The 13880-nt window shown below is 48.2% G+C and carries 15 protein-coding genes; 4 read left to right on the top strand and 11 right to left on the bottom strand.

Features of this window, described 5'->3' with window-relative positions; all coding sequences use genetic code 11:
- Positions 1-25: 25 nt before the first annotated feature.
- Entirely contained in the window at positions 26-340 is a 315-nt protein-coding gene (locus WFK59_RS04735; protein WP_336755148.1) for an MliC family protein, read from the bottom strand.
- A 189-nt stretch (positions 341-529) separates the two neighbouring features.
- Here WFK59_RS04735 and WFK59_RS04730 point away from each other — a divergent pair, with 189 nt between their 5' ends.
- Positions 530-733, top strand: coding sequence for a hypothetical protein (locus WFK59_RS04730; protein ID WP_031377361.1), 204 nt, complete (start codon positions 530-532; stop codon positions 731-733).
- A gap of 81 nt (positions 734-814) precedes the next feature.
- Here WFK59_RS04730 and WFK59_RS04725 read toward each other — a convergent pair whose 3' ends face one another.
- Positions 815-1495 (bottom strand): SOS response-associated peptidase family protein, encoded by a 681-nt coding sequence (locus WFK59_RS04725; protein ID WP_233984422.1) that lies wholly within the window; start codon positions 1493-1495, stop codon positions 815-817.
- 305 nt (positions 1496-1800) lie between these two features.
- On the opposite strand from WFK59_RS04725, the gene WFK59_RS04720 reads away from it, so the two are divergent.
- The 3 genes from WFK59_RS04720 (at position 1801) to WFK59_RS04710 (ending at position 2956) form a co-directional block, all read left to right on the top strand.
- The gene (locus WFK59_RS04720; protein ID WP_233984423.1) at positions 1801-2034 is read left to right on the top strand and encodes a YgdI/YgdR family lipoprotein; all 234 of its coding nucleotides are present in this window, start codon (positions 1801-1803) and stop codon (positions 2032-2034) included.
- A gap of 14 nt (positions 2035-2048) precedes the next feature.
- Positions 2049-2279: a YgdI/YgdR family lipoprotein gene (locus tag WFK59_RS04715; protein WP_031377364.1), complete on the top strand. Its 231-nt coding sequence runs from the start codon at positions 2049-2051 to the stop codon at positions 2277-2279.
- 404 nt (positions 2280-2683) lie between these two features.
- A complete protein-coding gene (locus WFK59_RS04710; protein WP_233984424.1) occupies positions 2684-2956 on the top strand; it encodes a hypothetical protein in 273 nt (90 codons plus the stop codon).
- A gap of 203 nt (positions 2957-3159) precedes the next feature.
- Here the strand turns inward: WFK59_RS04710 and WFK59_RS04705 are convergent, their stop codons facing one another.
- From WFK59_RS04705 to WFK59_RS04665, 9 genes are all read right to left on the bottom strand, one after another.
- On the bottom strand, positions 3160-3300 hold the full coding sequence (locus tag WFK59_RS04705) for a hypothetical protein (RefSeq protein WP_293000984.1): 141 nt from the start codon (positions 3298-3300) through the stop codon (positions 3160-3162).
- A 477-nt stretch (positions 3301-3777) separates the two neighbouring features.
- Positions 3778-4308, bottom strand: coding sequence for a TetR/AcrR family transcriptional regulator (locus tag WFK59_RS04700; protein ID WP_442956296.1), 531 nt, complete (start codon positions 4306-4308; stop codon positions 3778-3780).
- A 291-nt stretch (positions 4309-4599) separates the two neighbouring features.
- On the bottom strand, positions 4600-4878 hold the full coding sequence (locus WFK59_RS04695) for a hypothetical protein (RefSeq protein ID WP_233984426.1): 279 nt from the start codon (positions 4876-4878) through the stop codon (positions 4600-4602).
- A gap of 440 nt (positions 4879-5318) precedes the next feature.
- Positions 5319-6581, bottom strand: coding sequence for a translesion error-prone DNA polymerase V subunit UmuC (gene umuC / locus WFK59_RS04690; protein ID WP_336755146.1), 1263 nt, complete (start codon positions 6579-6581; stop codon positions 5319-5321).
- 2 nt (positions 6582-6583) lie between these two features.
- Entirely contained in the window at positions 6584-7003 is a 420-nt protein-coding gene (gene umuD, locus WFK59_RS04685) for a translesion error-prone DNA polymerase V autoproteolytic subunit (RefSeq protein WP_336755534.1), read from the bottom strand.
- Positions 7004-7456: 453 nt separating this feature from the next.
- Positions 7457-8782 (bottom strand): TolC family protein, encoded by a 1326-nt coding sequence (locus WFK59_RS04680; protein WP_336755144.1) that lies wholly within the window; start codon positions 8780-8782, stop codon positions 7457-7459.
- A gap of 3 nt (positions 8783-8785) precedes the next feature.
- On the bottom strand, positions 8786-10174 hold the full coding sequence (locus WFK59_RS04675; protein ID WP_336755143.1) for an HlyD family efflux transporter periplasmic adaptor subunit: 1389 nt from the start codon (positions 10172-10174) through the stop codon (positions 8786-8788).
- Complete coding sequence (locus tag WFK59_RS04670) at positions 10164-12329, bottom strand: type I secretion system permease/ATPase (RefSeq protein ID WP_336755141.1); 2166 nt, start codon at positions 12327-12329, stop codon at positions 10164-10166. Before WFK59_RS04670 ends, WFK59_RS04675 begins: the two co-directional genes overlap by 11 nt.
- A 244-nt stretch (positions 12330-12573) precedes the next feature.
- On the bottom strand, positions 12574-13880 hold a 1307-nt coding region (locus WFK59_RS04665; RefSeq protein ID WP_442956295.1), incomplete at its 5' end, for a GA-like domain-containing protein.

The raw sequence follows: 13880 nt of genomic DNA, 5'->3' as shown, positions 1-13880 counted from the left end.
AATGTTCGCCTATTCAGATAAACAGTCAGCTGGCGGGTTGCAGCTCACAATCATTGACGACAATTTTATCGTTACGTTCGATAAACGCGCCGGTTCCTTTGGACCAGAAGACGTAGTTGCCGTCACTGTAGCGGGCGCCAGAGGCGGACACCGTCTGTTTCAGCGTCAGCGGCTGACCATCCATAATAAAACTGACCTGCTGCTGCGCTTCATCAAGCGTGACGGTCAGCGGCAGCGTCCCACAGCGGTAGTGCAGCGTCTGGGGGGCCGGCGGTTGTTTATGCATCAGGCTACAGCCCGACAGCAGCAGCGCAGCGGCAACGGTTAATCCTTTCAACATAAGCGGGTCTCCTTCACGAGTGAAGCTGGCATTATAAGAAGGATTTGGCGTGAAGTAAGTGGGAATCCACGCCAATCTGGCCGACAGCTGACATTGAGGTGCTTTATTGCGGTTTATCAGCCGGTTGTCTGAATGCACGCGCGGCTTAATCAGGCTACGCTCTATAGATCTGAAGCGAGGGAGACAAAAATGAAATTTGATAACGAAGATGCGTTTAAACTGGCGGTGGCCTTTATGAACCACAAAGAGAATGCCACCATAGCCAGCAGCTACTTTAAAACCTTTATCGACACCTACCAGAAATTCGATCGCTGGCTGAGCGCCTCCGATCCGATCAATGCGATGAAAGCCGAGAAAGCGGCCGCCAAAGCCGGGGAAGACTCGCTGCTCTGATGGCTCTGCCTGCTGAACCGTCTGACCGATCGGTACGGTTCATCGCCACGCGTGATCCTCACGCTCCGGCCCGGTAGCGCATCAGGCTACCGGGTCATCAATTTCCGCAATCAGACTGGCATCCTGATGATGAATATTGCCCACCGCCTGGCTTACCGGATGCCAGGCAAATTCCTGTTCCGGCAGCGCCGCCTGCTGCGCAATCTCAACCGCCCGCTCTGGCGTGGTCTGCGGGCTTAACCACTCCGCCACGGCACTGGCAGCCAGCACCAGCGGCCGCCGATCGTGAATATCCACCATTCCTTTGTCGCTGGCGGCGGTGACAATCACAAACCCCTCTTTGCCATGCTCACGGTCATAAGGCGCTTTACCGATGGCGGCAAAGAACAGCGGCTGCTTCTGGCGATGATAAATAAACCACGGCTGCTTTTGCCTGCCGTGCTTTTGCCACTCATACCAGCCATCTGCCGGCACCACGGCCCGACCGTGCGCCCACAAGGGTTTAAACATACGCCCCTGCGCGGCGGTTTCGCTGCGCGCATTGATCAGCGGCGCCTTATGCCACCAGTCGGGACCGTACCCCCACAGCACCGGGTCCAGCTGCAGCTGGTCGTCACGCTGATTCAGTACCAGCACCCGGGTGCCGGGCGCAACGTTGTAGCGTCCGATCGGCTGCGGATCGTAAATAATCTCATCTTCCGGAATCGCCAGCGCATCGAAATAGTCATTCCGGCTGCTGTACTGCGCAAATCGTCCACACATAATCACCTCCCTCATCAAGCATAGCTGACGCTGGCGGCACAACGTGGGCAACGGCAGCACTATTATTCCACTGGTCAAACCTCTGGCCTGCGGATTATTTGCGTAAGATTTAACCGAGTGAAGAAATATTCTGCGCGGCACGTTTCGTTGGCAATAAATGCTATATCCCGGCGGCAGCAGCGCGATTATTCCCTGTTACGCCGGTTTCTGATTAAAAATCGCGCAACGAAGCGCGGCAGGGCCAGCAAAAATGATAAAGGCGTCTATGCTGTATACGTCTGGATTCACTTCAAGGAGAAGAAAAAATGAAAATGAAATCTCTGTCAGCGGTCGCGTTGCTGGCACTTTGTTTAGGTACGCTGGCAGGTTGCGCGTCTAACCAATCGATTAAGACTACTGATGGCCGCACTATTGTCACCGATGGTAAGCCACAAATTGATGATGATACCGGTCTGGTGTCCTATCGCGATGCTCAGACAGGCAAAACTGAGCAAATCAATCGCAATGAAATTAGTAACATGAGTGAACTCGACAACTAATAAAGGTGAATACGATGAAAAAAGCGCTGATTTTACCTCTTGCTGCATTGATCGGTATGACCGTATTAACCGGTTGCACCCGTACCAGTTACGCTATTCACACCAATGACGGCCGTACCATTATTAGTGACGGCAAACCGTCTGAATCAGATGCCGGTCTGCTGGCGTATAAAGATGCCAATGGCGTGAAGCAACAGATTAATAAAGCTGACGTCAAAGCCGTATCTGAAGTGCCAAATAAATAATTATTGGCCATCCCGTTATAAAGCCGCCGCTGTGCGGCTTTATTTTTGCCTGTTGGCTGCCGAAATAACCCCGCCGCTGAGGATATGCCTCGTCTGCGCGGCTGTCTCACCCTTTCTCACCCGGGCATTCAGCTGAAATAACGTCCGCTGGTTGCCCCTTCGCTTATCTGAATTTCAGGCACATCCGCAATTTTTTACCACTCTCATTCATTCCCCCGGTGCTATAAAAAAAGCAGCGACGTTTCTTTCAGAACAATATCAGCCATTTAAAGCGATTAAAAAAAGTTCATTTTATTTCCTGATGGTTTTAATAGTCTCTGCCCTGGGTTAGTAACCTTTCGTTCAGGCTGTTTTTTACTAGAATAATTATTGTGTTATTTACGTTTTCACTCAGGAGGTTACCCATGGTATTTCACGATAAATCAACCGGACATATGATTCTTGGTGAAGCAGCCATTAACCTGGCCTTTCAACAACAGGATATTACGCTGGTATCGCTGATCCGACAGTTGGGTGAGATGGCTGAAAATGAGAGTAACGACGATCGCGTGGCGCAGATTGCTGATGCGCGCAACTGGCTGAAAAGTTTTATCAATGCCTCTACCCGCGATCGCGCCGAGCTGAACTGGCTGGTGGTGACCGGACAGGAACCGGTAGAACTTAAAAACACCCGTTAACCTTTTCTCTGGCTGCCGTTCAGCCGAGGGCACCTCATCCGGTGCCCGCCTCGCCCCACCTTATCGCCCTCTGACATCTTTATGCCGTCCTACAGCCAGAAAAGTGCCTCTCCGGCCGCTGATTCGCTGTGCTCAGGGCACCCTGTGCCGCAGCATCAGGTGCTGCACCGGGCACGGCGGTCAGGGTCATCGTGGCTGGCCTGCTACTCAGCGACTGGTTCGCCGTTTTCGGTGACGCTCTGGTGCAACGGATGTTTCGCCGCATCGGTTTCGAATCCGCCACGGGCAGCAAAAACGGAACAACCAATGGCTGCCACAAGCGTCAGTAAGATAGAGGTTTTCACAAAACAGGCCTTAATATTTTACGCAGGATAATGGAGCAGGAAGCCTGGCACACTACGGGGTAATCGGAAAGACCGGAACGCGATTTCTCTGGCCGGAAACGGCCGGGCTAGTGAAGTTTACGCGCCAGAATACGAATCGCTTTCCTGCAGGATAAGCGTGTATTCCGGTCGGGAGAGCGAACACGCAGGCTGTGCAGCGCGTTGATAATTTCATGCACACTCAGCGGCTCATCTGGCCTGATAAGGCGTGAGACCACTTTTCCTATCAGAGCACGGATCTCATCATTGATGGTTAGGTCGTCGTCTGTCACTGCTTACTCCCTGACGTCTGGCTGGCGGCAATGGTCACGCCAGTGATTAAGCGGGTGAGTCCCCTCGCTTTTTCTTTTTTGCTCTTTTTGCTTTTTTTTGCCGTGCATTACTGACGCCCGTTTAACGGCCACTTTAGGAAGCGATCACCTCCTAATTGGGGAAATTTCAACCCAATACTTTCAGTGCCAGGGCGAGAGTCTGCTGTTCATTGGCCACATCCCTGACTTTGCCCGCGACCCGCAACCCGTAGGCGAGGCAGATAATCAGCCCGGCGGCGGCCTCAACATCCAGCGTGGCGGAGATGGAGCCATCCTGTTGCCCCTGCTCCAGCAGCGAGACCAGTAAGCCCTGATTGCGCGACACCACCTGACCGATGCGTTGCGCCAGTGCGCCATCCAGCGTCTGTAATTCAATCGCGCTGGTAACCACCAGACAGCCGCGACGTCCCTCTACTGCGCGCGCTGAGTCCAGATAGAACTGCAACAGTTCAGCGATCTTCGCCCGCCCGCTGTCAAGCGGCTGCAGCCGACGCCGTAGCTCGGCGTTACGCAACAGCAGATAACGTTCAAATACCTGCAGAAACAGGGAGCGCTTATCTTTAAACGCCTTATAAATACTGCCTGCCGAGAGGTTCATCGCCGCACCCAGATCGTTCAGCGATGCTGCGTGATACCCCTTTTGCCGAAAAACAATCATGGCCTGATCCAGAGCCTGTTCAATATTGAACTCTCTGGGACGGCCCCGCTCTTTGTTTTTGTGCTCTGTGGCTATCGTGATCATCATTACCGGCCAGGGGAAAATGCACTCCCGTAAAATCAACGGGGGATTGTATCTCAGGCACTGATAATAAGTATACCGCGCTGATTATTTTCACCGGCCGCGCGGACGGATGATCCATCAATTAATCACCTCAATGGTTAACATCGCTACTCAATTTATCACTTTCAGTCCGGCACTATTTTCTCAGGCAGCGAAAAAATCTGCCGGTTATTTATCCGGGAAAAGTGTGGCCTCAGCCTGACGATCGGCCTTTTGCTGCCTGCGCCGCTCACTATTTATTTTGGTCAGCCACAGCATAAATTGTTTATTCAGCAGGCTGGCATGGTTCTCATTATCTGCAAAACAGATAAACAGCTGAGATTTTATATTATTGTTCTCATCGACCGCATAAATTTCATATTCATCATCGCGACGGGTTTTGACTATCGCCGTGAAATGTATTGCAGGCCAAAGATTAATTCTGGCTTCAAATTGTCTAAAGTTCATCACATTTACCTAAATATTTTATCAATACACCCGATCAGCTAACAACTGGTCGGGCCAGGTAAAGGATAGCGCTGCAATAATTTCGCTGCGTGATAAAAAAAGCTATTGGTCGGGCTGACGGTGAGGAAAGGTGAATAGAGGCTGATGCTGATGCTGATGCTGATGCTGATGCTGATGCTGATGCTGATGCTGATGCTGATCGAGCCTCGCATGCAGAGGGCTGCTGACCAAAGCGAAAGATGAGCCTTAACGCTATTGCGCTGGCGTCGGGAAATAGCGCAGTCGTCGGCAGAGTCGTCACGTCTGGCGGATAAAAGCCATACTGCTCATCGGGACCGTAATGCCAGCCAGATGCTGGCTAAAAAAGTGCTCAGGCTGGTAGCGGTGGCCAGCAAAAACGTGCTGCTATCGAATGATGCACTGTTACCGGTTAGCGGACTTTATCTGACCACGGGCAGGTCAGCATAGCGCGTGGTGTAGGCTGGTGAGAGCATCTCTCGCTTCATCGCCCAGCTTTTCTGAATCCCCTGACCAGCAAACCAGACCTTACCTTTACCTGATGCGTTGATGCTATCAATCGCTGCCATCAGGGTGGCGCTGTTTGCCTGCGGTACAATATCGTCAAACAGGTTCAGCTGTGCGGTACCGCGGCTGAAGAAATCAGCCAGCATCACGCCAGCTTTCATGTAGCGATAGCCGTCAACCCAGATTCGATCCAGTGATTCAGTTGCGGCACGGACAATGTCACGGGTGTCATTAGATGGCGTCATCAGTTTCATCGAGGCCTGATTCCCATAATAAATTTCATTATCCGCATGCGGGCTGGTGCGCACAAAAACGCTGACAAAAGCGCAAAACTGATGCTCACGGCGCAATTTTTCTGCCGCCCGTTCAGCATAGGTACAGATCGCCTGGCGCATATCTGCATAGCCGGTGATGCGATGACCAAAAGATCGGCTGCACATAATCTGTTGCTTGACCGGGGCAAACTCTTCAAGCTCAAGGCACGACTCGCCGCGCAACTCGCGTAATGTCCTTTCAAGAACCACGTTGAAATGTTTCTTAATCACCCAGGGTGAGCTGTTGGCCAGTTCCAGCGCGGAGTGGATCCCCATACTGTTCAGCTGCTTGCTGATACGTCTTCCGACTCCCCATACCTCGTCCACCGGTACCCGAGCCATTAGCTTTCGCTGGCGAGCCGCGTCGGACAGATCCAGCACGCCGCCAGTGGCTGGCCACTTCTTGGCGGCATAATTGGCTAATTTTGCCAGCGTTTTGGTTTGCGCAATGCCAATGCCGACCGTCAGGCCGGTATTTTTCAGCACCTGGCTGCGCATCTGATGGCCCAGCGCCGTCAAGGAGAGGTAACGAGCGGCACCGGAAAGATCGATAAATGCTTCATCAATCGAGTAGATTTCAATTGCAGGCGCCATATCCGTCAGGGTCTGCATAACACGCTCACTCAAATCGGCATAGAGCGCATAGTTTGAACTGAAAATATGTACTGGTGACGAGAAGGATTTATTTTTCAATTTAAAGAAGGGTTCGCCCATGGTAATACCGAGTGCTTTTGCCTCTGCCGATCGGGAGATGACACAGCCGTCGTTATTGGATACCACCACCACCGGCTTTCCGATTAAATCTGGTCGGAACACGGTTTCGCATGAGGTATAAAAGCTGTTGACATCAGCTAGCGCGAACATCTTCATTTATGCGACTTAATTGAAAATGTCACCACACCAAATATTTGTAGCTCTTCCGCATCCTGAAAAGTAATGGGCGAATAGTTACTGTTGTGTGGTACCAGTTGCAGATAGGGATGCTTCCGTAACTCCTTGACCGTAAATTCACCGTCGACGGCGGCGATAACGATGTTCCCATGGCAAGCCGACAGCGACCGGTCGACGACCAGCAGATCGCCGTCGCCAATTCCGGCCCCCACCATAGAATCGCCACTCACTTTGACAAAGTAGGTTGCACCCGGATGGGCTATCAACAGCGTATTGAGGTTCAACCTATCTTCGACATAGTCCTGGGCGGGACTGGGGAAGCCGCAGGCTACTCGTTCAGTGAAAAGTGGCAGAAGAACGGGTAGGACGCTCTCCACAGGTCGAATGAGCAGCATGATGTTGAGTCCCTTTAAACTGTATTTATATACAGTATTTGCCATAGAAAGCGGCAGATCAATCCCCTTGTCAAAAATAGCGATTAAATACATGAAAAATAAGTTAATTAACTAAACAAAACCGCTGATATCACAGTAGAATCACTCTTCTTTCTTAGGCTTTGTTAATTTTTCCATCAGTAATTAACCAGAAATTATCAGCATTTTAATGTAACCGGCCTGTCTGGATCTCAGGATGAGCAGCCCTATCGGACAGGCTGCGGGTATTGACGGAAAGGCAGAACAAAATTCAATCACAACATCTGCTTGCCCAGCTCAGCATCATGCAGATGTACTAATGAGTATCTGGATATTCATCCAAAAAATTACGCACATTTAACGTGTCAGTAAATCTGAGTTCGATCTTGTTGAGATTAAATAAACAGCAATCATTCTTGCTGAAAAAAAATATATTTAATTGATCGCCTCTTTCATTTCCGTATGACCGGCTATAAGCCGGGCGCTATAATACTGACAATCAAGATTCAGTAATTGTATTCGTGAAAGGCTAATAACAACTTCAATACCGGCCTGGTGTATATCACTTTCAGCATTCAGGAAATCCAGTAACGTTCTGCTGCCAAGGCGGGTATATTGTTCCCGATAAATATCACGGGTTCTGGTCGCTGCGGCTGCTCTTTTCCTCGCCGCCACCATCAGGCCCTGATAACCCGGCAACTGCTCTCTGGCTGCATTGAGGCTCGTCTTCTCTCTTAAAGATACATCATCAAAGTGATATCTGTTGCGCTGAAATTCATACTGGCTTTTTTCAATTTCGTAAAAATTCCCGACGCTAACAGGCATTGACAGGTTCACCGAAACTGATTTGTCATCTCTATAACGATTCCGCTGATGCCCCGCCCCCTTTTCATAAGTTGCTCTCAATGAGACGGTAGGATACATATTGTTCTTAGCCAGTTCGAGTTCCTTCTCCTTAATGAGCATTTCCACTTTCGCTTTTTTTACATTGGCAGACTCATCGGAGAACATTGTTTTACAGCTGTCACGAAAAAAGTGGGTTATGCCGGGTAAAACATCTGCCTCCGACACGCGATGAGCCGTCAGCCCTGACAACTCTTCACTCCATTTTTTAAATTCAGCTTTATAGGTAAATAAGGATGCGGTCGCAGAGGCAGTCCGCGCTTCGGTCTGGCTTAAATCTGATTCAGCCGACGCTCCAGCCGATACTTTGTCACGGGCCAGGGTCCTTATCGCCTCAAAGCCCTGTAGCTGTTTCTCGGCAATACCCATCAACATCCGGTACTGCTGCACAGAGATATAGGCCTTCGCTACATTGTAAGCCAGGTCTGTAGCCTCTTTATCTAAATCCAGTCTGGCGTTGATCTCATTTAATTCGGCTACATCGACACGACCGGATATCTTACCAAAGGTATACAGCGGCTGCTCCAGTGTCACTATAAACTGATTACCGTTATCCTTTTCATCAAGTGTTTTAGCTGTACTCAGGTTTAATTCTGGAAAGTATCCAGCCCTGGCAACACGCCCTGCAGCTTCGGCGCTGGCTACTAATGCCTGACCGGCCCCAATAGATGGGTGTGCTGAAAGCGAAATCTTCATCGCCATGTCCACATCATAATGTTTCACCGTACGGGTTGGCGCTTTCTGCCGGTGCTGAACACTATCATCCGTAATGCTGTCAGGGGTAACCACGGCAGCTGCGCCTTTGTTGGTGGAAGCCAAAAACATTATTAAAACCTGCCAGAAAATCCTTTTAATCACAGATCATCTCTCCCTCATAGCTTCGTTGAGCTTATTAAACGGCTTAATAAGATACTGTAATACCGTTCTTTTACCGGTGGTAATCTCTACGGTGGCCATCATCCCGGGAGAGATATACATTTTCCGTCCTGATTTCGTCTCCATATAATCTTTGTAGGTTTGAATAAAAACCTTGTAATAGTACTGCCCTGGCTTGTGCTCATCTTTTGTGGAATCGGGTGAAATAAACACCACCTCTCCTTCGAGACCGCCGTAAATCGAATAATCGTACGCGGTAATTTTCACTCTGGCTTTTTGGGTTGGGAGTAATTTAGCTTTATCTTCTTTTTCTGGCCGCACGCGAATAAAGCCGATATCTCTGGGGGAAATTTTCGCCTCAATCAGAAGCCGGTCATTAATAGGGACAATATTCATTAATATACCATTAGGAGGGATAGAACCCCCTAGCGTAGAAATATTGATGCTTTTTATCATGCCCTTTACCGACGATCTTATTTTAGATTTATTAACTAAATCTCTTTTCCCGATAATGACCGGAGCCAGAGTTTGTACCTCAGCATCTGCTCTGGCAAGCTCCTGACTGGCGGTAATGTAATACTCCCGTACAGCCTCTTCCTCTTTAGTATGCAGTTCAACCAACTGACGCTGCAGGCGAAGAACATCCACCTCGCTGCTTGCTCCCTTGCTGACCAGCTCCTGATTAATGGCAAGTTCCCGATTAATCAGCTTCCCTGACTGCCGAAAATTTTGTGTCAGCTCTGAAAGTTTTTGCCGTTTATTAATGAAAAAGGTTCTCTCTCTGCTTATCAGGTCAGGATAATTTTGCAACTCGTCTGGAAACTTTAATTCGTCAACGCTTTGGTTATTAATTTCGGCTTTAAGCCTGACTGAAGTAGCAAGTGCTGCACGATACCTTGCCTGGCTTTCTTTAATACTCGACATAGTGCGAATCGTATCCAGTTCAGCGACAACCTGCCCAGCCTGTACTACGTCCCCTTCCCTGACATTGATTCTTTCCAGAATCCCACCATCAAGCGACTGTATTACCTGCTCCTTCTGACTGGGTATAACTATCCCGGTTCCTCTGGTCACTTCTGCTATTTCCCCGACATAAGACCAGATAAAAAAAGCAAAAGAAAAAATACTTATCACCATCACAACTCGCGTTGAGCGAGTATACCGAACATCATCCTTTAGGCCGAGAAAGCCAGTATCTCCCGTATCACTTTCGACATTAAATAAATTCTGTCGCTTACGCTTGCGAAGACGTTTTTTTTTGAAGAAATGCAGAACGGAATGAAAAAATTTACAGCCAGAACAGGCAGCGATTTCTTGATCGTTGTTTTCTATAGTGCTGTTTTTCCGACATCTGCGAGATCGATTAACAGTCATTATCTGCTCCTGATAAAATACGCAATGCCAGAGCTTTAGGTTTATCAAGAACAACGCTTCCACTATCAATAACAATAATTCGATCGACCAGTTCGAGCACTTTCATTCGGTGCGTACTGATGATAAGCGTTCTGGAGGCAGTAAATGCCATGAGCTGATCAATCAGTTCTGCTTCTGTTATCTCATCAAGATTAGCGGTTGGCTCATCAAGCAGTAAAACGGTGGGTTCCCTGAGCATCATACGGCAGAGAAGAATGGATTGCTTTTGCCCGCCTGACAGGCCATTGCCCCCTTCCTGAATAATATAGTTAAGCCCTTCAGGCAGCCTGTTAATAAAATCAGCCGAACCCGTCATTTTCAACACACGAATAATATCGTGTTCACTGGCACTGGGGTTTCCCATGACAATATTTTCACGAAGGCTCCCGTAAAATAGCCTGGCATTCTGCGATAAATAAGCAACATCTCTTCTGACATCCGCCGGATCTATAAGTGAAATTTCCGTACCATCTATTTTCAAAGAGCCTGTTGAATAGATCATATTGCCGTATAATGCATTCAGCAATGCACTTTTCCCGGCGCCGTTTCGCCCAAGTACAGCAATTTTTTCCCCGGGATAGATATTCAGCTTATCGATATGTAGTGCGCTTACCCGACTTTCAGCCCGGTAATAGAGATCTATATTATTCAGTGAAAAGAGTCCTTCTATGCAATTTTTATGGATTTTTTTTTGTTTTTCGGGTTGATCTACTGGCAGTGCCATAAGCACATCAATACCCTTCACGGCAACTTTTGTCTGCTGCCACCGGGTAATCAGGCTCGCTATTTGAGATACAGGACCCATCATACGAGAGCTCAGGATTGAACAGGCAACTAAGGCTCCTGTAGAGAGCTCACCGGCGATAACCAGCGGAGTTCCGGCGCAAATCACGCCAATAAACGTACCATTCTGGATAAGGTACGCCCAGCTTGCTAACTGATGTGTGAGATGCTTGAGCCGAAGACTGCTTTCTGCACTCGTTTTTGTATAGTGGTTCCACTGCGCCTGAAATCGGTGTTCTGCCTGCATGGATTTAATATCATCCAGCCCCTGTATAGCCTCGACAAGCATACCGCTGCGCAGTGATGCCTCTCGCATTGACTCATTCGAAAGAAGGAAAAGTTTCTTTTGTAGCAATATTCCCGGCAGCACCATAATAAAAAATGCAACCAGCGGAACGAATACAACCACACCTCCCATCATGTAAAGAACCCAGAGGAAGAATATAAAATATGGCAAATCGGCTATCGCTGAAATAGTCGATGAGGTCATCATTTCCCGGATCTGTTCAAGATCCCTGAGCTGCGTGATAAAGGTTCCCGTAGAGCCAGGACGGTGTGAGTTTTTGATACGCACAGAATGACCAAACACCCTGTCTGAAATCCTCAAATCTGCTTGTTTACCCAAAATATCGATAATGCTGTAGCGCAACATTTTGAGGACATAATCCATAATAAACGCAAGCAAAACGCCGGTCAGAAGAACCGCCATAGTCGGATATGACTGTGCCGGAATGATACGGTCGTATGTCTGCATCGAATAGGTAATGCCGGCAAGTCCCAGGACATTGATTAAAAAAGAGGCGAGGATGATGTACTTATAGGGGGCACTATCCCGCATCAGAAGACGCCAAATCCAATGGCGTTCCGCTGGTTTAATGTAAGTATCGACCCGTGGGTCAGGGGCATTCACCAGTGGCTGCAAAATAAAAGCATGCTTGAGATTCAGCTCTATTTCAGCAAGACTTATCACAGCAGATGTGCCATATTGGCCGCTGAACTGTATCGTTCCCCCAGCCTCTGAGCAACTTGTCACAACGCCTACCCGACCATTTTTCAATTCAATAACGACAGGCAAACTCCATGTATTAAATCTGACCTGATTGCGGGGGATAAACTTTGCTACCATGCCGGTTTTTCTGGCCATGATCATAATAATACTCTGGAGATTTACTTCTTTATCGAGACACTGATACCATTCGGCTGCCAGCTTAACATTCTCAGGTGAGTAATCCAGACGGTGATAATTTGCTATAGACAGTATTGCTTCCCGATAGAGATTAAGAAAATCACGATTTGAATGCGATGCCTGATTATCATTATTTGGTGCGCCCATTCTTTACCTGTTCATCATCATGTTGCTAGTGACTCTCTTTAAAAGTTTTATCGCGCTGGCAGGCCACACCTTCCACTTAAATAATTTCTTTCAAAGCCCTGGATATTAAACATTCAAAAAAAGAATATATAAAACCTCTATCCCCTTCGCATCTATACATTGAGAGGATGTTTTTTTAATTACTTCTTTACACCCCATCTGTTTTTGCAAAGGCAGATGGGGTTCACCGTGGTTTCAACTGCTATCAGATATCGATTAAAGTATGCTCATCATGGTTGAGTTTGACGTCAGAATGCCAGGCGCCGCCTGAGTACATTTCGCGGCTATCTGCAGTAACGACTTTCAGGTCCGACGTTTTATCTTTTCCTGATAAGCTGTCAAGATTTATATGGCCATTACTGGTGGTGAGCAATTTACCAAATAAAGTCGGTTTATTTACCTCAGTTGCTTTACTGTTATTGTGACTTTCAGCCTCTGCACTTTGAGTAGGGTTATCGTCGCTGACAGCGCGTTTGACACGACTATCAACTGCCGTAACATCAAATTTCTGAATTTTAATTTCAAGCACCGCAGAAGATTCTAAACCGGGCAGATCCGGAGAAGAGACCTTATAGGTAAACTTATCGACATTTTCTTTTTTGATATCATTAACGCTCAGATTATTTGCTTTATACTCGTAATTTCCGTTAGCAAAAGCCTTAAGCTCTCCATACTTTCCTTTTATTGTCACCGAATCTGAACCCCTGGAGTGTGCGATCTCTTTACCCTCAACAGCCGAAACCTTAATATTTTTCACGCCATCGTTAGCATCGTTTTTAATCACATCGCCTTTTAACAAAGGTAATGCGTTTTTATTTATAGCCTCAGGTACGTCATACGTTTCAACTCTGACCTTGTCGAGAGTGATTTCAGTCGAATCGATACCGGCGGCGATCCCTGAGTTCCCCCACGCTTTTACTTTATAATTCCCTGGCGTCAAATCTTTCAAGTCTAAGGTGGCATATTTTGGAATGATATCAGTAATGCCCCCTATAATAGAGCCAATCCATGATTCGGCCTCTCCATTGATAGTTTTAACGGACGTTTCTTTTCCGTTACCCTCTAACCTGTAGACCTCCAGATAGGGGGTTCCGAGCTTGATGTTAATGCCAGTAAAGGTGGCAATCACTTTCCCTGTGGTATTTTTATCTACTGTCACATTAATTTCTGGTTTGTTACCAAATCTGAAGAACAGACTCAGACCATTATTGGTATTGGATTGGTTGTCTTTGATCGAACCAGAGACAAATGTTTCTTTAGGTTTAACTGCAGATTTAGGAATGATGTAATTTGCGAAATCGTTATTGGCTTTAAAAAAGTCCGCCACGCCGTTGCCGTCCGCATCGGTGATCGCCGGCACGTCCGCCGCCTTCAGCGCATCAGTACGCGCCTGAAGATCTCCCTTCTCTCCGGCCTCATCCGGCACCCGGCTGACCGCGTCCTGCGCCGCCTGCTTCGCCGCGGCCAGCGCCTGGTTCGCGTCCTCCACCGCCTTCGCCCCGGCCGGCGTGA

Origin of the sequence: Pantoea sp. USHLN298, assembly GCF_037149395.1 — a bacterium.
Classification (GTDB): domain Bacteria; phylum Pseudomonadota; class Gammaproteobacteria; order Enterobacterales; family Enterobacteriaceae; genus Pantoea; species Pantoea astica.
This window is presented reverse-complemented; position numbering and strand designations above follow the sequence as displayed.